The following is a 22,047-nucleotide window of genomic DNA, read 5'->3' on the forward strand; positions in this document are numbered from 1 at the left end:
ATTACACGAGTGCGTAAATCCGTTGAGTAAGCGACAGGCATTTCACCAACTTGATAGATTGTCCACTCGTTAGCTTAATAGAAAAGGGGCTAATTACCTAAAAACTGCTGTAACACTGGTTTGAACTGTCGATCGTTGCTTCCTTATGGCGACTCTTTGCAACAAGTCGGCTCACAGTTGCGGGGTGCACATTGAACAGTCGAGCCGCCTCAGACCCACTCCTTCGTTCACTGGTCACCATTTCCACAATTTCTTGTTGTTGTTGACGAGTGAGTTTAGAGCGACGACCACCAACCCGTCCCTGTCGCTTGGCTGCAGCCAGTCCTGCTTTGGTTCGTTCTCGAATCATGGCTCGTTCAAATTCGGCAAAGCTGCCCACCATCTGCATCATCATGCGGCCGGCAGGAGTCGTTGTATCAATTGCCTCAGTCAAAGAGCGAAACCCAGCGCCGATGGCATCAATCTTCTCCAGCAGGGTGAGCAAATCCTTCAACGATCGCGAGAGCCGATCGAGCTTCCAAACAATAAACACATCTCCAGGTCGCAATTGCTCGATGGCTCGATGTAACTGAGGACGATCCCATCGTCCCCCGGATGCCTTTTCCTCAAAAATTCGGTCTACTCCTGCCGCTTTAAGTGCCTCAATTTGGACAGCCGTATCTTGACCATCCTGACGTGACACTCGGGCATAGCCAATCAGCATAGAAAACGTTGCGTAAATCTATTGCCATTGAAACAGATTTTGCAATAGGTTTATGCAACACTGAAACAATTATTCTTACGTTGACGGAAAAGATTTGCACAAACGGTCGTTTTCGCAATTTTTTATGCCTAAGGAGAAATAGTCTCAAAACTCGTTGATGCAGAATAGTTTTGAGACTTTGATTTCGATACGAGTTTTGAGACTCTGAAAGTTCACCTTTGTCGTTGAAGTGCACCCCCGTTTTTCCATACCTCTATTGGGGCCGTTTTATTTACAAACCCAACTGGCACATCTAAATCGTCACTTTGCCAGAAACAGATACTAAAATTCCCTAGCTGCAATCGCAGAAACTCTCATCAGTTGTCCGTTGCAGAAATACAAGGGAGTCCACCACTGTCGAATTTAATTATTTCTGGAAGGGTTAACGACTAAACTCACCTGCGGTCGGAAGCCGGAGCGGTTGCAGCGCCTTGTTGTACTGCTTGTTAGTGGAACTTACCGCCAAATTAGAGACGGTTGAGAAATTCAACTCCGCCAACTCGATTGCCTTCAAGAATATCAAGCACCAGTTCGCCTTCGTACTTGTCATACAGCAAGATGTTGCGCTCGAATTGCCATTGTGAACCAGGCTTGTTTGAAGCCGTTGGGTCAATAAAATGAATATAGGCGTGACCACTTTGCAAATATGATGTGCATTGAGACAAAGCATCGACCAACCATGCCTCTTCTGGCATTTGCGCTTTTGCTAGTTCAACTAGCCAAGTTGGGTTATATGGTTTCCACGTCATAAACTTTAGCTTACTAGCCAAGCCGCACGCGAGCCGTATAACGGCGAGCGTCACCGGCGGTAGATTACATTGAATCGAAGCCGGAGGTTGCCAGTCCGCCCGGTGCACGTAAGGGTTAGCTGGCGATCGCTGAAGCGGATGAAGTAAGTGGTTAAGAAGTTTTTGGGTTTCCTTCGTTAACCCAACGTACGGACGAGCAATCACTATCCTCGCCTTCAATTACAAGACCAGATAAATGAAAAACCACTTCAATTGCTGTCATTTCGGATCCTCCCGATCTGCTGGTCTATATCCTTTACCCTGCAAATCCAGAGCAAGCTTCAAGTTTCTTATAGAATTGCTTTCCACCCAGTTATTCTTCTGATCTTTTGCCCAATAGTAAGTGTGTGAAAACCAACCACCTCCAATCTTCGTACTGACCGGTACATCCTGAACACCTGAACCAAACAATGGTGATAGAGGACCACCCACAAAGTCACCTTTAAGGAGCCATTGGCACGGAAAATATAGATTAGTCCAACGGACGCAAGCAGTCCAGGCTGCGTGGTGGGGAACAAAGGTCGTTCGGAGAGAACCATCAGGTAATTTATAATCGATTACCTTAGCAAAGGTTCCTCCTTGATTTACAACAGGAGGTGAAACGGGTAGCTCTCGCTGTTCAATCTTCTGCTTCAGATCTCTACGGTTTTTTGCCAGCAAGAGGTCAGCATGTGCGAGAGGGCTGCCAAGCGTTACAAAATTGGTTACTAGCCAAGAATGATTGTTTGCCCGCAGTTCCCGTCCAACCTTCTTTGTTAAATCCATCCACTCATCGCGCAGATCTTTTGGGATTTCTTTTCCGTTATCAATCATTTTGTGCATGTAGACAGCGATAGTTTCAGCTTTCCTGAAACTATCGCGCTGCGGTCTTTCAGGATACCCATGCTTATCACAGTATTGTTGCCAAGCAAAGTTCAAAATGTCATACCCAATGATGCTGCCGAGACTGTGACCTACAACAATGATGCGATCGTATTTACGGCTTCTATGTAAACTATTTAGTAGAGATACTCCAGCCGATCGAATTTCATGGCGTGCAGCAATGTTTCTGGGGTGTGCTCTTAGATAAGTTGCGGCATCGCCTACATAGGATAGGAACAAGCCCTGTAGGAACAACCAGATTGCTGCAATACCAAATGGTATTTCGATAAGAGTTTCAGTCCTCTCCTGCGGGTGAAAACCAGCATATATTAAAGAAACTAATGTGATTATGCAAAGAGCTACTACTCCGATCCATAAAATCCACCAAATGCTGCGAAACTGATACGGGATTGTTTTGATACCACGATTCATTATGAACCAAACCCAATCAAAAATCTTTGACCATTGAGCTTGGGGTATCAAGTGTTGCCAGTAAAATTCAAAGAAATCAGTTCTTGGACGGGTATTACCAGGTGTAGCCAAGCATCTCAACTCAAAACTTCTGGAGAACGGATCAGGTTTACTGTAGTAAAGAGGAGTGTTAAAGCCTGGCTTTGCATCTAAAACATTTTCAACAAAATTGCGTAACGTAGTCATTGGTATTTGTTCGCCAATTCCATGAATGACGATTACGGCTTGGCGCTTTGTATCCTTTTGGTTGAGGAGATGAGGCATCAGTACCTCCTTAAAAATATTCCATTTTAGCTTCAGCAGGTGATGGATTCACATTGAGTACCGACCAGGAATTTTCGGGCTGTGTCTCCGCTGAGAGTGAAGCCGCCTAACGTTGCCCATCACCTGCCGCAGACGAACTTGAACACTCACAGACAACTTATGGCGGTCGGGTGCATGGGCGTTGTTAGACTGCTTTTATCCACACTCAACAACCTCTCATTCTTGCAATCTGCACCCATTCCTGAACTATTTTCGGCAATTCTTCAACTACTTCATAACCAAATAGAGCCTCATCAATATAGCCCATATGAAGCATGTCGATGATTCGGCATAAGTAGGAACGTCCCATCCTCCACCAAGTATTAGAATCATCAACCATAAGATAATGCTTTACATCTATATCTTCATGTTCTCGAAGCTCTTCTAATTCCATGCCATCAAGTAGGCTCTCATAAACACCATCAGCAACTCGACTCCCAAAAGTAGTAGTGTAATAATATTCTTTTATTTCCCAAATAGCTATGGGATTAATAGTACTAGGGAAAGCTCCATCAACACGTCTTGCTAAAGTGCGTAGAGGTGTATTGTTATAAGTTATTGCGGTTAGTTCACGAGGATCATAATCGCATGGCAATCCTTCAGCATGAGCTTCTATTATCATATTTATGATTCCTGTGAAGTATGCTTCAGCCTTCTTTTCTCCCTTCTGTTTATTCATTGGAATAGGACACGATGGAGTTAAAGATTCTTTCAGTTCTGTGAATACTTCTCTCGCTCTTGAAACATTCATCAAGTTATGCTGTACATGATTGTTTAATGCCTCAGCACGGTATTCATAGTACGCTGATAGCAGTTCCCCAAATTCTGTAGGTATTCCTGGTTCACTAGCAATATGAGAAGAATCCAGTCCAAGATCTCGCATTGCTGAACACATTTCATTTATGTTTGGAACTTTAATCTGAGCATTTTGACGTAGTGTGTAGCCTACATGTTGGCTGATGGTTCGGACATTTGCCCAGAAAGATTTTGGTTGATTTAGGAAGAGTGAGTTGGCTTTCATAGCAGAAAAGTCATAATTCGTGGAATAGTTGAATATCTCTTTTCAATTATCTTATCCATGACCTTTAAGTTGCAGTGAGCCTAAAGCTGAGGACTGAGGCGCAACTCCTTGACTCCGAGCCAAAAGAATGGTACGGTCATTTGTCCGCTGAAAATATATGATATGCAGCTACAACAGTTGTCATTACTCAGTAGCGCTCCCTGTCAAGTAAAGCCCTTTAAAGCTCAACTCCTGAAGTGGATTGGGAATAAACAACGCTTTGCTCATGAAATCGTTTCTTATTTTCCTGAAAGCTTTAATACATATTACGAGCCGTTTCTAGGTAGTGGAGCAGTACTCGGAACTCTCGCCCCGAGAAAAGCAGTAGCGTCTGACGTTTTCCAGCCTTTAATTGGAATATGGCAAACTCTCCATCAATCCCCCGATGCTCTTAAAATTTGGTATGAACAGCGGTGGCTTGCTTTGAAGAATGGCAACAAAGTAGAAGAATACGAAAAGATTAAGGCAAGCTATAACAACTGCCCCAATGCAGCAGACTTACTATTTCTAAGTAGATCCTGTTATGGAGGGGTTGTAAGATTTCGGAAAGCAGATGGATACATGTCAACTCCTTGTGGTGTCCATGATCCTATCTCACCTACATCCTTTGCTCAAAGGGTCGATGAATGGCATCAACGTACTATAGGAACCACTTTTCTGCACCAGGACTATAAATTAGCTATGGAAGTCGCAGAAAAAGGGGATTTAATTTATTGCGATCCTCCTTATACGTTTACTCAATCTATCCTATATGGTGCTCAGGAATTTGAACTTTCAGATCTCTTTGATGCCATCCAACAATGCAAGCAACGTGGTGTATATGTTGCATTAAGTATTGATGGCACTAAGAAGTCTGGTAATTTTTTGTGTAATCTTCCTATTCCAGAGCATCTTTTTGAGCGAGAAATTTTTGTGAATTGTGGACGTTCAATGCTAAAACGTTTTCAAATGAATGGTAAAACTCTTGAAGAAGAAATTGTTCTAGATAGGCTTTTATTGACCTACTGATCTTATTTATCTACCAACCACCCCTAATTTTGTGTTTTGGGATAACTAAAGATTCTCTAAGAAACAGATGGGCTTCAAAAGCTGTCTCCACCAATAGCCCCGCAGTCTAACTCGTTATTAGACGGAATTAATTCGGGCTATCTACCCCATAGAGGTAATTAGCCCGAATCAATTCTGCCTAATCCCCCAAATCGGACATTAGCCCGACAATTTTTCCGTATAATACCCCTGATTTTGGGCATTAGCCCGAATTCTTCAGCGTTTCTTCGGTCTGTTTTCGCCTCTAATTCTGCCTAAGATCCCAAAAACGGGATTAGACAGAATCAGGGGGCTGGCATGGAACCACGACCTCGAAAATTACTCGACCGAGTCCGCGATGTCATTCGCATGAAGCACTACTCCTACCGCACCGAGGAGAGCTACGTGGCTTGGATCCGGCGCTTCATCCTCTTCCACAACAAACGCCATCCCAGTGAAATGGGAGCAGCAGAAATCGAGCAGTTTCTCAGCCATCTGGCAGTCCAGGAACGCGTGGCTGCTTCGACTCAAAATCAGGCATTCAGTGCCTTACTATTTCTTTACCGTGAGGTTCTGCAACAGGAGTTGGATGAGTCTATCAACTCAGTCCGAGCCAAGCCGTCTCGATATCTGCCCACTGTGTTAACCAAAGCAGAGACCCACGCCATCCTCAATCAGATGAATGGTGTACCGCAACTGGTCGCGCAACTGCTTTATGGCAGTGGACTGCGTCTCACTGAGGCTTTACAGTTGCGAGTCAAGGACTTGGATTTCGCTCAAGCTCAAATTGTGGTTCGAGATGCCAAGGGCAATGAGAGCCGAGTGACAATGCTGCCGGGTTGCACGATCGAGCCCCTACAAGGACAGCTGCGACGGCTCAAACGATTACATCAGCAAGACCTGGAGCGGGGGTATGGGCTGGTGCAGTTGCCTTACGCCTTGGAGCGAAAATATCCCAATGCGGGGCGGGAGTGGGTGTGGCAATTTATCTTTCCCTCGGTGGGGATTCCACTTGACCCTCGAAGCGGGCTGCGTTGTCGGCACCACCTGCATGAGAGCAGTGTGCAGAAAGCAGTGAAGCAAGCTACAAGAGCGGCAGGAATCCAGAAGCGAGTGGGGTGTCACACGTTTCGCCATAGTTTTGCGACCCACCTTTTGCAGGACGGGTATGATATTCGGACCGTTCAGGAGCTTCTGGGGCACAAGGATGTGAAGACAACGATGATTTACACCCATGTGCTGAATCGAGGTGGGCGAGGCGTGAAAAGTCCGCTCGATTCATGACTTCCAGTTTGTGAAGGAGCAACGTTCGCTCAACAGCCGTTCTGTCGGCAAGAAAATGAGCATATTCGTATAGGAATTTTGTCTCAAAACTCGTCGAACCGAGCCATTCTGAGACATATAAAATTTAGCGGAAACGCCTTCCAGCTTTGTTTTCTAGAGTTATTGACTATCCTCATGCCGATAGTAAACTAAACCAGCGTTTACGATAGAGTCCTAACTGTCACACTGTAAATTGAATTACCAGACTGCATACCTAACCTCGCTTTGATGGTTTGCTTCTGCTTGGAAAACTAGCATTATTGTCACCTAACGCTTTTTGGGTTTTCATCCAAATTCTTTCAGGAACATTTGGTGCCTCTTCTGCTAATCTATCTATTGATTCACGCAGTGGTGTAATCATTTCTCTCGTAAAGTTTTCCCCTACAGCTGAAAGCTCTTCTATCTCACGACGTAATGAACCATATCTTGCTGCAATAGCACGATGCTTCTCAGATCTCTCAGAGAATCTGAGAAAAGTTTGCAAGCCTGTAAGAACAGCAGCTACGACACTTACTAAACCAAAGAGTATTTGGACATTAGTGTTAACAGATTCGCCAATAGTAGCAAAAATCGAAGTTCCAAGCACAGTTGAGAGCATAACAGATGGTATTCCTAACCAATAGTTCATACGTTCAAATGCCTTGGCTGCTTCATAATGAGAGAATTGCGATTCCCGCAAACGACGATACCAAGCTTCAAGTAGCTCTTCAGTAGATGTGCTCATTTCTAGTCAAAATGCTTCCTATTTCATCAGTAATTTAAGTAGATTCATTCTATAGCTACAAATTTATCAAGCATTTCATTAAGGTTTTCTAAATTTAAGATGTTGAATTAAATCTATAGAGAATATGGAAAAGCTTTGTATAAGAGGGTATTACTGTTAACACCAACATACTCTCGATTGAGGACTAGATAGCTTTGTCAGCTTTAACGCATTATTAGTCACGCAGCACGGAGTGCACTCCGTTGCCTAACTCCTTTACCAGCGACACCCCAACATTCGCATCGAGGTCACTCGGGCACATCGTTGTTACTACTCCACGGACCCTCCTTTAGAAGCGACTCTAAGACTTGATCCACAGCATGGGAGAAGGCGTACGCGTCATTGTCTCCTGGATCACCGTTGTCAATCATAGCCTGGCGGAAATTCCAGCGTGCGCACGAACTACGATGTAAGTAGCTCAGCAAGAGTTGTCTCTGAGACACCCTGCATCCTCTGAGCTTGCTGATTGCCACGAGCCCTAGGGCAGCTGCAATTGACAGGCAGCTCCCTTCAGTATCCTTGATGTTCAAATCAGCTGGAAACTCAAACACTTGACTAAGAATATACTCTGCTCCCTCATTATTGCTTGTAGCGCAAGCTGCAACCACTGCGGTTAGCCGTGCTTGATCCCTCGCGGAGCTCCAACTCAGCACCTCCCGAACCAGTGAATGATCCTCTCTTAAAGGGGATGAGCGTACCAGGGGTTCAATCCGGCTCCTAAACTCGCCTACTACAGCATCACTCAGGGAGAGAGCATCTGGAAGTTCCTGTACGAATGCTTCAAGCGAGAGTTCAGCATGCGTAATATTCCACATCTGTAGGGCGAAGTACTCCGCAATGGCATCCGCCTCCGCACAACTCCTGGACGGAAGCGCTGCTAGCGCAATCAGAAGGTCGCCACGGATGAAGCGCTTCTCTGGGTCGGGATCAAGAAGGCTACCTACGATCGTTTGGAAGGACTGCCTGCACCACAGCGTACGTGATTTATGTAAACCCTTAAAACGGAAGCGACGTACAGCCTCCACTTGCTGTGAAAAGTGCGGGAGGTTTGGAACACAGCTGTATCCCTCAAAGGCAAAGTAAAGCACTTGCCCGAGACCCCAATAATCAGATGCCTCGGTATACTGACCGTCGAACAGATACTCGGGTGGCGCATACCGAATTGTCCCAAGAAACTGCCCATCGCGTGTCATTGTAGCGTCTGTAGAAGCGCGCGCTACTCCAAAGTCGCAGAGCTTAGTAGTATGCCCATCATAGAGCACGTTCTCTGGTTTCACATCACGATGCAGCACCTCCGCTGCGTGGATGTGAAGTAATGCATTGGCGAGATCGGCAGCCACTTGGAGAATCATCTGATCGTCGATCTTGGCTCTGGTGATATCAGTCGCCTCAAAGAACTCGTACACGCTGAACGGATCCTGCTCAAGCGCGTATAAGCCGTGAAGCCGCACAACGTTCAGATGTTGAATCCGTGCTAGAAGCGATGCCTCGCGCTGCAGGCGCGATTGCGCATCGCTGTGAAGGAAGAGCGATGGCTTGTACCGCTTCAACGCGTAGTGTTGGTCTGGGAACTCTTCCTTCCACCCATCGCGGGCAACGGCGCGGTAGACAATTCCGGTTGCTCCTTCGCCTAGCTCCTCCACGAGGTCGAATGCGTCTAGTGTAGTCTGCTGGTGTGTCATCGTGAAGTTATTATGGTGTGGTTGGGTGCGACCTAACATTCGCAATTACCGGACTCAAATGGCTTCAACTAGCAAATAGTAACTCCGAAGCCCCAGCACTTTGGGTTTGTTAGACTTTACACCTACTTAGGAGCAATGATTACTTTAACAATTAACCCTTCTTGCTCTCTACTTAAATCATTTTCAATCCTCATAAATTTATGATTTGACCTTCTGAATCATAAACGAAGTATATTAACGTTGGACAATTAGGATGAGTGCGATAAAGTTTAATATCAACAATTAGTTGTTCCCCTAGCTCCTTAGCTCTGAGGAAGTTACAGATTTCTCGACTTCTATGACTGTCTGTTCCTGCTTCAACAAGAAATTCATGCATGAATTATTGCCAGTAGAACTTGGTGCTCCTTCTTCAGCCTACTATAGCTGAAAAACATTTCAAGCCCATTGTTAACCAAACGGTCCTTTCTTTTACACTTGCAACTGGCACACCCTAAATTGGCACTTTGCCAAAAACAGATACTAAAACTTCCCGAACGCGATCGTAGAAACAATCACCAGTCGTCCGATGCAGAAATACAAGGGAGTTCACGATTGTCGAACCTAATCATTTCTGGAAGGGTTAACATTTGCCGCTCCGGCGAGGCTGCTCCGCGTCCAAAGCTCAGCCGGCTCTTGTTGTCCAAAAACTACCATGTCAGCTACGACTACTCAAAGCCAAGGTCTCATCGATATAAACAACGGGCTCTTCCCAGGGATGAGCGGACCGAATGGCATCGATTACCGAGCCAAGGACAGCCTCTTCTCGCGCGACAGAGAAGACTACTTGGACAGAGGATGAGGTAGTCGCTTCGCTCTCTGTGCCCAGAGATGGAGTTGACCCAGGAAGAGGTATGAACGACTCCTTACCGGGCGAGGACATCCAGAGGACATCCGAGTAGTTTCCGTAGCTGAGAACCCCAGTCTTCTGAAGCGCTGACTGAAGAGCAGGAACGCTGTCTGGTGGAATAAAAACAGTGATGCGATAGACGCTTCTCAAACTCATGGCATGAGACGATTGATGAACGGCTAAAGTGAGCGGCGGCAGATATGATTGAAACGAAGCCCAAAACGCCCAAAACCTTTATTCCGTCCGCTCCACTGCGTTGTTATACCGCGCCTTATAGTGACCTTACTCTACTTCAAAGCCTCAATCACGCTCAAATGGCAAGCAGCCCGTATGCCATTTGAGCGATCGCTCAGACAATGTGTACAGATCTTACTGCACAAGCATGGAAGCAATCGATTTGTCAGAAAGAGTAAACTTTTCTACCATCTACTCCAGCTTCTAGGAGAGAAAACCTGTTGAACAACAGGGGCTGCTTTTTTAACAACCTGAGCAGGCTTTTGTGCTGTCTTTTTAGCTGAAGATAATGCTTTATCAGTTTGCTTAATAGCTGTACTAAGTTGCTTCTGTGCCCGCTTTGCAACTTTTGGAGCTTGGGATACTGCAGCTTTGGCAGCCTTTGCCACTCGTTTTCCTGCATTCGATTTAGCCAATACATCGATCGCTGCTGGACCATGTTTAACAAGCAGGTTCGCACCAGCCGCAGGATTCCCTGTCGCCAAATCGAGTATCCCGGACTTCCTTACTAGTCTGGATCGAGTTGGGTCAAGCTTGCTTAGCGCACCAACTAATCTGGGACCGGTTTTAGGCCCAAATACTCTCTTAGCTGCTTCAACACCCAGTTTGGATGCTGCTTGCTTGACCGATTGTGGTAAGTTAAGGAGTTTTTCAACTCCTCTAGGCAACCGATTTTGGCTCTTCTGAGAAAAAGCCCTTGGAGTTGCACCAGAAGGATATAGGGCAACAGCACCAAGCGGTAGTTCGTAAGAACCAAGTCCAATAACAAATGCACTGAATTTCATGGCAGCGTCCAGTTGCCCGGACACGCTGAACATATTGAAGGAACCCAAGTTTGTAGATAGCTCGCTTAATCGTACTTTGTTGGGGTCATTGGGATTTTTGTCATCCCGCCAATTAAAGTCAATCGTGCCAACAAGACCGCCCTGAACTGTGACCCTTGCCAATGCGCTTAAATCGATCGCCGGACCTGCACTGACTCCTGCATTGATTGTGAGGGGAGCGACTCTGGAATCGAGGAAGAATCCATTCTCAAAAATATCAGCAACATTGTTGCTCGTACTGTATCTAAACAACCCTGCTGTATCAAACCCAACCTTAAGGTTGACGTTTGCACCAATAGTACCTTCAAATCGAACTCCAACAGGACCAATGACATAAATGGTTTGTCCCCCCGTTACATTCACGTTCAGGGTTGGCATTTGATAGTCAATGAGCGTTACATTTGGGTTGCCTAGCAGGAGCTTAAAGGCTGCTGTAGTATCTGTTAAAATCGGCAATCCAACAGTGCCGACTCCTGATTTCCCACTCTGAAGCGAATCGACGAAGCTCTTCACCGCACTGCCGTTACTTCCGGTGTAGGAGATACTTCCTCCCACAGGGTTAAAACTCGATAAGTTGAAACTTGGGGAGCGAACATCAACTCCCTCCAGAACTAAGTTGCCGAAGTTGAGAAAAGTTCCATTTGCATTTGGCAAACTGCCTGCCAAGGAAATGAGATTGGCTGCCGCTTTAATAAAGCCTAAATCTAGCTTAAAGTCTGGATCAGCCTTACCAATAATTTCGGCAATGTCAAAGAAGTTAACATCACGCTTTAACAGCTTTGAGAGAGGAGCGATCGGTGTTGTCAGTTTATCGGTAATTGAGCGAATAGGTTGAGTGACATCATTCACTCGCTGTAAGATTGGGGACAGGAAATTTCCCATGAATGACCCCATATCTAATTTCACATCCCGAAACTCAACTCTGGGGACTCCACCTAAGGTCTGCGGTTGTCCCGGATTAAGTTCGCTACTGTTGAGTGACCAATCAATTCGAAAGTCTGTACTTAACGAGGGAAACTTGGCTTGGCTTGGAAAATTAGTCGCTAGATTTACTTTGAGATCTGCGCGTCCTGCAAGACTTGTGTCAATCAAGTTGTCATCGCTCAAACCCAGAAGTTCTGTTATTGATAACCTTGTATCAGCGTCAGCAGAGTCTTTTATGTTGGTAGAAAAACTAGCTTCTAGGGTACTGCCCTGATTAGTTGCTTGAATTGGCAAAATTCCAAGCTTACCTACTCCCGGTATACTGGGATTTGCTTTTACATTGATTGAAATGTCTTTAGAATCTTTGGTCTCTGCATAGAAGGTTGAATTGCCAGTGTAACCTGTTCCACTCAGTTCATAACCAAAGTTCAGATCAAAACTATAATCAATCTCAACATTATTATTACCATTTAGTTCTAACCCTAATTCAGGAAGCCCTAAATCGCTTGTAAGTGCTGTAGTGAATGTAGACGATTGACTTAGTCTTAATTTGAAGTCAACATAGCCCCCATATCCTTCTCCAGTGGAGAATGTTTGATCATCGATCTGAATGTCTGCAACTGTAATGGTATTATCGCCATTTAAATCTTGAAGAACACCAAGACCGCCAGGTGTATTGCCCCAAGCTTTGAAGAGAACATCTGCTACATCTTCACCATAGCCAAAATCTCCAGGGTATACTTGGATTTGACTTTGGAGACTACTTCTAATCCGACTAAAAAAACTGCCGACTGAGGAACTTCTTATTTGATTACCAATAAATGGTAGTTTAGACTGTAAAACTTGGCTTGAAAACGCACTGCCTAATCTATCCAGGTAGCTGTTTAAGCCACTGAACATCTGCTCTTTGCTATTAAAAATTGGTTGATAAGCCATAAATTTAGTTGAGATGGATAATGCTTGAGTAAGCTGACAAAAGACTAGACTTAATCACTTCCGATTTTTCGTAAGGAAAACTTTCCTATGATGTGTAGATGGCTCTCAAATTGATCCGATAAGCCTCTGCGTTGAAGTGCTTGCTTGATTGCTGTGTGCGATAGAAAAATTTGATCGACTTGCTTGTTAAGTGAAAGATTATCATTGTGAGTGCGATAGTAATAAAGAGCTTTTTTAAGGTGCTGGATTTCTGCCGCCTCAGAAAGCCTTAAACAAAGCTCATAATCTTCAATAGATTCAAATGACTCGTCAATCCCCCCAACTTGTTCGTATGCAGAGCGGCGGATCATACGAAAGTGAAAAATCATGAAATCAATAAGGAGCCGATCTTTGGAATAGGGAATCTGACATCTTTCCCCTTCTCCTAATATCCAACCCTTCTCATCAATGACCACATAATCGGTATAGACTAACCCCACTTGTGGGTAGACATCTAGAAGTGCTGCCGTTTCCTCCAGTGCTGTTGGTGCTAAAAAGTCATCACTATCAACTTGCCCGATGTAGATTCCGCGCGCTGCCGCAAATGCTGCTTTTAGAGCCTGTCCTTGTCCCTGATGCTCCGCCAGAATTACTCGAATTCGTTTATCTTGCTTAGCATAGCTTTGAGCGATAGTTATGGATCTATCAGTAGAACCATCATCCCAAACCAATAATTCAAAATCTTTTCTAGTCTGTGATAAAACACTTTCAATTGCTTTTGCAAGATAAAGCTCTCGGTTATAGACAGTCATAACAACCGAAACAACAGGAATCACCATTATTCATTGTGATTTTTATTCAAAATTTACGCATAACGCGTGAGTTTATGCTACTTGAATCTAGCCGAAATCCTAGTAATTTTACGAGAAGTTCATACTTTTCTAAGTTGCTAGATGGCATATAGAACATACCGATCGCACCCCATAACAATCCGCTACTACTTCCCAACCTAAGATTCTTACAGCAGTTGCTGCTCGAACAAGCCACAAATTTTGCCGGAGAAAGCAACTGTTTGAGACTACACCTATGGCTTACTACCCTGAAAATCGCTGTAAGTATTTTTACTTGAGAATGCTTCCTGACTGCTCCTATACAGATAACTCGCGTGGATTAGTTGGAATGTTACCTGCGGGAGGTGTTGGCACACAGACAGGAAGTCCACCAAAGGGATGTCTAGCTCTATGAAATGGTGGACATGGATGAAAAGCCTTTGCTGGTAAAGATTTCCAAGTAAAGCTTGAAATAGCGATTACAAGAGTTACTGAAACTGTAAAGAGACTAAACAGAATGTTACGTCGGATTTTCATGTTTTCATAAAAAACTTGAACTATTAGCGATCGCATTCCACCATTAACTTCAGCGACATCAATAATTGATTGAATTGCACCCTCTTATGTTTGTCACCTAACAGACATTAGGGATTTGCGTAGGAAGACTCGTATCTAACTTAATTGCCTTACACCTACTTTGTCAGTCGGACAATGGTAGGGGAAAGGTCAGGGAAAAGTCAGATACACCCACAGATTTTTCTGCTGTACCGACTCAACCTAGGTCTAGCAGTCTAACGACGAAATTGAGCGGCTGCAAGCATTCTTAATACACTAAGGAGAATTGGCTCAGTCCGCTCCAACAATGCCTATTAGCTGGATAGAGGAGATCGCCTACCAATCCTCTTCAAACACTGACCTCACTAGACACCTCCTGGACGATAACTTCAGCAACTGCACTAAGAGACCTTAATAGCCCTTTCTAATTTCGGAGTTTGTGTTGTTGGGCTAAACTTATTTTCTAATAAGAAATCTAATTGGATAGTTTAGGTTAATATGCAACAATAAAATGTTTAGCTTCTTCATGCCAAATGCAGTGGATACTACTGCAATAATTGCGCTTCTAATACTAAGAAATATAGTTAATCAAACTTATAGATCAACTGCTTACAGCGGTCTCACTTCATTATTTGAAGCTTTTCCCATACTTTGCAGGCTCTCAAGAAACACTTTGGACAATAGAGGATTGGGGCACAACTTCAAAGCCGAGAGACTGGGCTGTTTTCTTCAAGTGTTTAACGAGCCGTTCTCGGTATTTTTGCTCGTAATAGTTTTCTCCAGGGTCAGTATAGATTCCATCTGTAGACCATAGCTTGTAAAACAGACGAGCGATCTTGTGAACCGTTGCCGTGAGCACCTTAGGTGCTCCTAAGCAAGACCGCAAGCGCCGATAAAATGCTCCCAAAGCTGAGCGACTGTGGCTAACGGCTTGAGCCGCCAGACGAAAAGCGTTTGCTGCCCGATTGACGACCGAGCGAGTCTGAGAACTAAGTGGCTTTCCCCCGGTAATCCGTGTCCCTGGACATAATTCCAACCAAGAACAAAAGTGTTTAGCACTGGGAAAGCGCTTTGCGTCTAAGCCTACTTGTCTATGCAGAAGTCTTGTCTCAAAACTCGTCAAACCGAGTCATTATGAGACATATAAAATTTAGCGAAAATGCCTCCTAGCTTTGTTTTCTGGAGTCATAGACTATTTCCATGCCGCTAGTAAAATAAACCAGGATTTGCTTTACACTCCAGCTAGATGATGTAGCATCGACAAACCTACGCTGCTTCGGCTTGATGGGCTTCACGATATTGCTGGAGCAGGTAGACCTGTTCCCTCTGAACACCGATCTGGCAGTCTTCAAAGCTGGTGGCATCGGGGTCGAGGAGGAAGGTAACGGCTAGCTCGACGACAGCTTCTGGTGGAAACTCAATCTCGGCTGCGTATTGCTCAATGCCTTTTTGAAGGGGAAGGGGGAGATGAGCCAGTACGGTTTGATGCGAAGGAATGCTTGGTGCGTCCTGATCGCCGGTGTCAACGTTGATGTCGGCTGACTCCAGGAAATAGCCGATCGCCAACTCAACGACAGCCTCGGGAGACAGGGCAACTTCAGCAGCATAGGCTTTGAGCGCAGCTTGAATCCGCTCAGGGAAGTAACTGAGGAGCGTTGCTTTTTGAGTTGAATCTGCCGTCTGCATCTGCCTAGTCCTCTGATGCTAACGATCGCTGTAGGGCGGTTGGACGCGCTTAATCATGATTTGCTCTAGTTCATATGATACTCGATTCCACTGGAAGGTAAGCGTGGTGCAAGCAACCCGCACGTCACCAGGGTCGAGGCGATCGATAAATGCCCAGCCCAGTGCCTTGTGTCCTCCTCGGAGGCGTGCCCGGATGTTGGTGCTTCTGCCGATGTACAAAATTCCTAAGCTGCAATGTTTCACGGCATAGATGCCAGGGCGGCCAGGGAGATCCTTAAATTGTCGGGTTAGGGGTGCGTCATTCTCGAATGGATTGTTACGCAGGAGGTCGAGAAGGCGCAGTGCCTCATCCACTAAATAGTCGGGATAATCGTCCATCAAACTTGTTCAGAAGTCGTATCTAACGGATAAACTAAGCTTGTCGCTACACCTTAAGTCGTGCCTAAAGTCATTGCTATTTTTAATCAAGCAGGTGGTGTTTGTAAAACGACGGTGACAATGAATTTGGGCTACCACCTGGCACTGCGTAGGCATCGCGTCTTGCTGGTCGATGTTGATCCCCAGGCGTCGCTTACCACCTTCATGGGGCTGGAGCCGCATGAGTTAGAGGAGACGATTACGAATGCAATTCTCGATGAAGAGGGTAGACTACCGATTCAGCAAGATTTGCACAAGATGAGCCTCGCTCCTGCCAACATTACGCTGAGTGCGGCTGAACTGCAACTGGCATCCGTCATGGCAAGGGAGTTGCGGCTGAAGGAAGCGTTAGAACCGGAATTGGCAAACTATGATTTCGTCTTGATCGATTGTCCTCCTAGTTTAGGTGTCCTGAGCATTCTGGCTTTAACGGCGTCCACTCATGTTTTAATTCCAATTCAGACCCACTTTAAGGCGTTCAAGGGGACTGAACTGTTGCTGGATACGATCAAGAAGGTGAGAAAGCACCTGAACCGAAAACTGGCGATCGCAGGGATTGTCCCCACGATCTATAACAATGCCAGCCAGGACAAAGCAATCCTGGACGCGTTGCGAGAACAGCTATCGCACCTTGCCCCTGTTTTCTCTCCGATTCCTCGTGCGACGGCGTTTGCAGATGCGGCAATGGCGCGGCAACCGCTGGCAGTCTATGCCCCCAAGCACCCATCTCTGAAGGTGCTGAATGAAATTGCCCAAGGCATGGAGGATCTGTAGTGTCTAGCAAGCGTCCTCAAGTTCCCCAGATGCGGGGCGTAACCGACCTCTTCAGCATTGAGGTTGAAGAGGGGTCTTCAGTCAGCACCGTTCCGATTCGTAAAATTGTGCTGCCGAAGCGTCAGCCCCGGCGATATTTCGACCCGGAGAAGCTGGCGCAGTTAACTCAGTCTGTGAAAGAGCATGGAATTCTGGAACCGCTTCTGGTTCGTCCGCTGGAGGACGGCTATGAACTGATCGCTGGAGAGCGACGGTATCGGGCTGCTAAGGAAGTGGGGCTGAAGGAAGTTCCGGTGGTTGTTCGGGAGTTTAACGATCGCCAGGCGTTACAGGTCGCGCTGATCGAAAACCTGCAACGGGATGACCTGAACTCGATGGATGAAACCGAGGGGCTGTTGCAGCTGATGGCGATCGACCTCGACGTTACAACCGATGAGGTGGTAGCAGTTCTGAATCGGGCTGCTAATGCCAAAAAGCGAGGGCAGGATTTGACGGATAACGTTATTCGTCAGCTTGAAACGATCGAATCATTGCTCTCTACGGTCGGTGGGTTTAGTGCTGAATCCTTCCGGGTCAACCGACTTCCCCTGCTCAATCTGCCAGAGGATGTGCTGGATGTTCTCAGGCAAGGGAAGCTTGAGTTCACGAAAGCACGGGCGATCGCACGGGTCAAGGATGAAGACCAGCGGCGTGATTTGCTGGAGCAGGCGATCGGTGAGAATTTGCCGTTGAGTGAGATCAAGGCACGGGTCAAAGAAATTAAGCCTGAGTTAGAGCAGCCGCCTGAGAAAATTGCTGCCCAGCGGTTGAGCGAGATTGGTAAGCGGTTGCAAAAGGGTGAGATCTGGAGCGATCGCAAGAAACGCGATCGGATTACGAAGCTGTTGGATGAGTTAGATAGGTTGACTGCTGAGAGCTAGGGGAACAGTCGGTTAGGAGCGAACCTTTCGTCTGAGCTATTGCGGTAGGTTGAGCGATGGTTCGGGAAAGTCGATGTCCTCGTATATTGCGGACAGTGGGCAACGAAAATCGATGCTGGTGAAGTGAACTTCGGGATCGCTTTCTTCTGGGGCTTCATCGAGTGGGTAAGCGGTCAGTTCCCATTTCCCTTGATCGTTGCGACGGTAGCAGTCAACGTTACGGGTTTCAGAGTCGATCAGGACGTATTCTTGTAGGGTTGTGAGTCGGCGGTAAGCTCGGAATTTATCTCCACGATCGAAGCCTGTGGTTCCAGGAGAAAGAATCTCAACGATCAGGCAAGGCGATTGAATGAGTTTGAGGGCGCGTCGATCGCGCTCATCGCAACTGACGACAACATCGGGGTAGAAGTAGGGGCCATTATCGGAGACTTGCACTTTAACGTCAGCAACGTTGACCCGACAGCCTCTCGATCGCAGGTGAGGATAGAGAATACGGTACAAGTTGAGGGCAATGTCATTATGGGGAACCGAGCCCCCCGTCATGGCATAGGCAATACCGCGAAGGTATTCGTGTCGGAAGGGGTGTTGGTCTTCCCACTCTAAATACGCTTCGGGAGCCATTAGCTGACTTTTGGGGTCGGCAATCATCCTGCTACCTCTGCTATCGCTCTATTTTGATTGTAGGTGAGAGAACGATCGCCCTATCCTACTCCCGGCAGGTTTAGCTGGTCATTGTTTGCCTTGCTTAGGTTTGCACAAATTGAGGGGAGTTTGTTGCTACCTCTGAATTCACAGGAATAGTTCTCAGCTACTGTCCAAACTACTAAGGGACAGGAACTGGGGTCATTGCCCTCCTCCACACATCAATCGGAATAACTTTCCTCAACTCCTCCTGGGCTTCGATCGAGTCAGCCTCCTGCCACAATTGCCGCACATCATCAAGCACCTTTTGGGATAACCATTCTTTTGAAGGACAGGAGCTAGATAAAAGTGGATCTCCTGTTCCTTCTTTTGTTTGAAAAGGAAGGGAAGATCCAGAGCATGTTGCCCGATCCCGTTTTGCCTTTCTCTGCTCCAAAATAGCGATCGCCTCCTGCCAAGCAAGTTGATGCAATCGGTAAACTCTTAATTTCTCGCCCTCATGCCCCGGCATCGATCTTGACCAGCGAAACTCAACCTTTACCCCTAATTGCGACAACAGTTGATGAACGATTTGTACATCGCTCATTTTTTCCGTAACCGTGAGACTCAGAGCTTGCTTAATCTGGGCTGCCCATTCCCTTACTCTGTCTGCATAAGGGGTGAGGTCATACTTCGTCCATTCTTTGTCCGGGTTCAGAAAATCGCTTAATCCCAGCTGCTCTCGTAAGGCTCGACGTAGCTCAGCACTAGAGATATCCCACGGGCACAGCGATTGATTCCACTTCAGCTGATTCTCCAGTGCCTTCACTGTGCGATCGATCGCCACTCCCGGATACAGCAATTCCTCCAGGCTCCGCAGTTCCCCCCGCCGCCGCCCCTCTTTATCTGCCAACACATCCTCAACCGTTAGCTCCTCCAGGCAGTAGAACTCCTTCAGGTAAAACTTGGCGATCGCCCGCTGCTGCTCGGGGGAAATGCTCTCTTGAGCTTCCAGTTGCAGCACTTCGCTGATTGTCAGGTCATCGGCTGCCACAATACTCTCCGCGTCTAATTGCCGGAGCTCATCACGGGTAATCTTCAGCCGCTCTCCAATGCCCCCATTGGATTCTCGGTTCTCGATCGCCACTTGGTTCCCCTCAAAGCGGAGCCGCACGATTAATGCCTCTCGCAGGTGCAGCATCGATCGATTCTGAGTGGCGGCAATGCGACAGTAAAGATCGAGGTGGGGATCAGCCTGCCAGTCATAATTTTTGAGGTCTGGGACATCTTCCCGCAGAGATGAGCGAATTAAGCTTACGGTGGCGGAGGTGCGGCTTCGCAGATGGGCTTTTAGCTCTAGAGAATTGGTAGACCGGGACGCTTTACTATAGTTGCTGCCTCGTTTCGCACACCAAACGACCCGCTCCACCGGCTCCCTGACTCGTCCTAATGCCTGTGCCATATCGGCATCGGTGGAACTCACGCCACCGAAGATGCCATAGACTCTGTCAATAATGCCCTGCGTTTCGATGCTGACCCCGGTAGACAGGGAGGGAGAGCAGATCACGACATCAAACTCACCCCGCTCCAGCACGGAGTCTGGACTCTGAATGAAGGCTCGCTCCAACTCTCCGCCAGAGGTATCGGAGTTGATCACTAGCACGCGCAACCCTGGAAACTGCTGCTGGATCGTCCTTGCCAGTGCTTTAGAGGTTGCCCGGCTGTCCGTCGCGACAAACATAACTTTTCCGGCTTCCAGCGTGTCGATGTCTTCCAACAAGTCTGCCGTGATTGCAGTGCGATCTGGACAGTCAAGCATTCGAACCGCATACCCCTGCGGCTGGTAATCGTTGCGAATCAGGAAGACAGGATGGGCATCTTCCCTCAAGGCTTTGAGATAGTACAGCGTCGCGTTATCCAAATCTGCATCAGCGACAATGACGCGGCGGGCAACGCGAATCAACTGCCGGAATCGTGCCAGCAGTGCAGGACGTTTACCGTCTTTCGCGCAGGTGCTGGAGGTCAGCAGGTGACGAATCACCTGCACCACTTCGTCAATCACCAAGTCGCAGCCCTTGAACTTCTCAGGATCGATTGCCAGCAGGGAATCGACGACAAAGCTGACGCGGAGGGTGTAAGCAGAGCCAGAGATGAATTCCCCATTCGCTTTGTCCAGGTCGCCAATATAGTCGAGCTTCAAGCGTTGACTGAGGGAACGTTGCAGCGATCGTCGATGTCCTGCCGAAAGGACTTTCTCCAATCCCTCGACCTGACCCGCAATCCACTTCGTCTTTCCCGTTCCCTTGGGGCTGCACAGGGCGATCATGCCCTCAGCCGGGAGGCGTTGCAGGTCCAGGGTAGACAAGTCAGCGGTCTGGAGCCGGATGGCAGGCGTCCAGGTTAGCTGCTGGGATAACTGCTGCCAGATGCGCCAGTGTTCCAGTGAGAGTGCTTCAGCATTCGCTTTTTCCCAGGCTTCAGCGCCGCAACTTACAATCAGGTCATCAATGCCCTTGCCGTCCTTACCGCTCCACTGAGCGATCGCTACGGTTCCATTCGTTTGATGCAGCAGTCCGCCAAAGCGAGACAAAGCGACATTCACCCGCTGCCGCGTTTTATCCTCCGCGTCCTGGTCGAATGCCAGCACATGCGGTCTGCCCGTCCGACAGAAGCGCAGGACATCGGCAATCAAGAATCGATCGCCAAGCGCATCCTTGGAATAACCGCCGTTTACACCGTAAAGCGCGATCGCCACATAGCCCAGGCTGAGGAGAGCGAGGGCTTTCTTGCCGCCTTCCGTCCAGACGATCGGCAGTTCAGGATGGTCAGTCAGCCAATCCCAGAATGAGCCGTCTAGGGGCACTTCTACGCGGTAGCGATCGGCGATTCTTTGGCGGATGGCGGGTGGAAGGTCGGGCAAAAAGGCTCTTGAACCATTGCCAACCGGGGTTTCATACTTGCAGACCTTCCCTTTCGGGTCCACCCTAGGCTGACCGAGCTTTGCTTGCCAGCAGGAGTAGTCCTCATTCAGCAGTAGTGCCGCGACCGTTGCGATCGGTTTATTAATCCAGAAGCGAGTGTATTTCCAATTCAGCGCGTCATGGATGGGTGTTTCCAGCACTTCCCCCCGCTCATAAATGAGGTCGGGCACGACTCGCACCGTGGCAGAAAACAGGACTGGGTCGATCGCGCTGCCGTGAATGAACTCTTGTGCGATCGCTGTACGAAACTGTTCTAAAGAAATGGAAGGTTGAGGCTTTGTGCCGTCTTCTTCAGATCTCCCTAATGACAAATTTTGAGATGCAAAACCCTGTGGAGACGAGGATGCCCTCGTCCCAATCGATGAAATATTCATAGTGATGTTCTTACTCTTTAGTGAATGTGTTGCTTGATTTGCAGGTTCTCCTGTGACTTAGGGAGTGAAGGTTGAAGCGGGTCCCCG

Annotated in this window: 18 protein-coding genes and 1 pseudogene; 4 read left to right on the top strand and 15 right to left on the bottom strand. The window is 47.3% G+C overall.

What is annotated here, in order from left to right:
- Positions 1 to 97 precede the first annotated feature (97 nt).
- The 4 genes from H6F80_RS05060 to H6F80_RS05075 all read right to left on the bottom strand — a co-directional run bounded on the left by H6F80_RS05060 (position 98) and on the right by H6F80_RS05075 (position 4,186).
- Positions 98 to 703: a recombinase family protein gene (locus tag H6F80_RS05060; protein ID WP_190790513.1), complete on the bottom strand. Its 606-nt coding sequence runs from the start codon at positions 701 to 703 to the stop codon at positions 98 to 100.
- Between the two features lie 506 nt (positions 704 to 1,209).
- Positions 1,210 to 1,491 (bottom strand): hypothetical protein, encoded by a 282-nt coding sequence (locus tag H6F80_RS05065; RefSeq protein ID WP_190790514.1) that lies wholly within the window; start codon positions 1,489 to 1,491, stop codon positions 1,210 to 1,212.
- A 258-nt stretch (positions 1,492 to 1,749) separates the two neighbouring features.
- Positions 1,750 to 3,126, bottom strand: a complete 1,377-nt coding sequence (locus tag H6F80_RS05070; RefSeq protein WP_190790515.1) for a hypothetical protein — start codon at positions 3,124 to 3,126, stop codon at positions 1,750 to 1,752.
- A 205-nt stretch (positions 3,127 to 3,331) separates the two neighbouring features.
- Positions 3,332 to 4,186 (bottom strand): DUF7687 domain-containing protein, encoded by an 855-nt coding sequence (locus H6F80_RS05075; protein WP_199296388.1) that lies wholly within the window; start codon positions 4,184 to 4,186, stop codon positions 3,332 to 3,334.
- Positions 4,187 to 4,294: 108 nt separating this feature from the next.
- Between H6F80_RS05075 and H6F80_RS05080 the strand changes: the two genes are divergently transcribed.
- Both H6F80_RS05080 and H6F80_RS05085 read left to right on the top strand, forming a co-directional pair.
- On the top strand, positions 4,295 to 5,233 hold the full coding sequence (locus H6F80_RS05080) for a Dam family site-specific DNA-(adenine-N6)-methyltransferase (RefSeq protein WP_199296389.1): 939 nt from the start codon (positions 4,295 to 4,297) through the stop codon (positions 5,231 to 5,233).
- A 336-nt stretch (positions 5,234 to 5,569) separates the two neighbouring features.
- Positions 5,570 to 6,535, top strand: a complete 966-nt coding sequence (locus H6F80_RS05085) for an integron integrase (protein ID WP_190790516.1) — start codon at positions 5,570 to 5,572, stop codon at positions 6,533 to 6,535.
- Positions 6,536 to 6,788: 253 nt separating this feature from the next.
- Here H6F80_RS05085 and H6F80_RS05090 read toward each other — a convergent pair whose 3' ends face one another.
- The 9 genes and pseudogenes from H6F80_RS05090 to H6F80_RS05125 all read right to left on the bottom strand — a co-directional run bounded on the left by H6F80_RS05090 (position 6,789) and on the right by H6F80_RS05125 (position 16,251).
- Positions 6,789 to 7,298 carry an SLATT domain-containing protein gene (locus tag H6F80_RS05090; protein WP_190790517.1) on the bottom strand — a complete coding sequence of 170 codons (510 nt, stop codon included), beginning with the start codon at positions 7,296 to 7,298 and terminating at the stop codon, positions 6,789 to 6,791.
- Between the two features lie 287 nt (positions 7,299 to 7,585).
- Positions 7,586 to 9,019, bottom strand: a complete 1,434-nt coding sequence (locus tag H6F80_RS05095) for a serine/threonine-protein kinase (RefSeq protein ID WP_190790518.1) — start codon at positions 9,017 to 9,019, stop codon at positions 7,586 to 7,588.
- Between the two features lie 190 nt (positions 9,020 to 9,209).
- Complete coding sequence (locus tag H6F80_RS30605; protein ID WP_199296390.1) at positions 9,210 to 9,395, bottom strand: PD-(D/E)XK nuclease domain-containing protein; 186 nt, start codon at positions 9,393 to 9,395, stop codon at positions 9,210 to 9,212.
- Between the two features lie 929 nt (positions 9,396 to 10,324).
- Positions 10,325 to 12,823 carry a hypothetical protein gene (locus tag H6F80_RS05105; protein ID WP_190790519.1) on the bottom strand — a complete coding sequence of 833 codons (2,499 nt, stop codon included), beginning with the start codon at positions 12,821 to 12,823 and terminating at the stop codon, positions 10,325 to 10,327.
- A 50-nt stretch (positions 12,824 to 12,873) separates the two neighbouring features.
- Positions 12,874 to 13,641 (bottom strand): glycosyltransferase, encoded by a 768-nt coding sequence (locus H6F80_RS05110; protein WP_242067171.1) that lies wholly within the window; start codon positions 13,639 to 13,641, stop codon positions 12,874 to 12,876.
- Between the two features lie 1,207 nt (positions 13,642 to 14,848).
- Positions 14,849 to 15,046, bottom strand: coding sequence for a hypothetical protein (locus H6F80_RS30610; RefSeq protein WP_347277828.1), 198 nt, complete (start codon positions 15,044 to 15,046; stop codon positions 14,849 to 14,851).
- A gap of 45 nt (positions 15,047 to 15,091) precedes the next feature.
- Positions 15,092 to 15,310: pseudogene (locus H6F80_RS30615) on the bottom strand (transposase); the annotation flags it as partial.
- A gap of 143 nt (positions 15,311 to 15,453) precedes the next feature.
- On the bottom strand, positions 15,454 to 15,873 hold the full coding sequence (locus H6F80_RS05120) for a hypothetical protein (protein WP_190790520.1): 420 nt from the start codon (positions 15,871 to 15,873) through the stop codon (positions 15,454 to 15,456).
- An 18-nt stretch (positions 15,874 to 15,891) separates the two neighbouring features.
- On the bottom strand, positions 15,892 to 16,251 hold the full coding sequence (locus H6F80_RS05125; protein WP_190790521.1) for a GIY-YIG nuclease family protein: 360 nt from the start codon (positions 16,249 to 16,251) through the stop codon (positions 15,892 to 15,894).
- Between the two features lie 60 nt (positions 16,252 to 16,311).
- Between H6F80_RS05125 and H6F80_RS05130 the strand changes: the two genes are divergently transcribed.
- Both H6F80_RS05130 and H6F80_RS05135 read left to right on the top strand, forming a co-directional pair.
- Positions 16,312 to 17,064, top strand: coding sequence for an AAA family ATPase (locus H6F80_RS05130; protein ID WP_190790522.1), 753 nt, complete (start codon positions 16,312 to 16,314; stop codon positions 17,062 to 17,064).
- The gene (locus tag H6F80_RS05135; protein WP_347277827.1) at positions 17,064 to 17,984 is read left to right on the top strand and encodes a ParB/RepB/Spo0J family partition protein; all 921 of its coding nucleotides are present in this window, start codon (positions 17,064 to 17,066) and stop codon (positions 17,982 to 17,984) included. The genes H6F80_RS05130 and H6F80_RS05135 overlap by 1 nt, the downstream gene beginning before the upstream one ends.
- Positions 17,985 to 18,020: 36 nt before the next feature.
- On the opposite strand, the gene H6F80_RS05140 is transcribed toward H6F80_RS05135, so the two are convergent.
- Positions 18,021 to 18,632 (bottom strand): Uma2 family endonuclease, encoded by a 612-nt coding sequence (locus H6F80_RS05140; protein ID WP_190790523.1) that lies wholly within the window; start codon positions 18,630 to 18,632, stop codon positions 18,021 to 18,023.
- Positions 18,633 to 18,807: 175 nt separating this feature from the next.
- The gene (locus H6F80_RS05145; protein ID WP_190790524.1) at positions 18,808 to 21,960 is read right to left on the bottom strand and encodes a plasmid replication protein, CyRepA1 family; all 3,153 of its coding nucleotides are present in this window, start codon (positions 21,958 to 21,960) and stop codon (positions 18,808 to 18,810) included.
- Between the last annotated feature and the right edge of the window lie 87 nt (positions 21,961 to 22,047).

Source organism: Leptolyngbya sp. FACHB-711 (assembly GCF_014695615.1).
Taxonomy (GTDB): Bacteria; Cyanobacteriota; Cyanobacteriia; order Elainellales; family Elainellaceae; genus Leptolyngbya_A.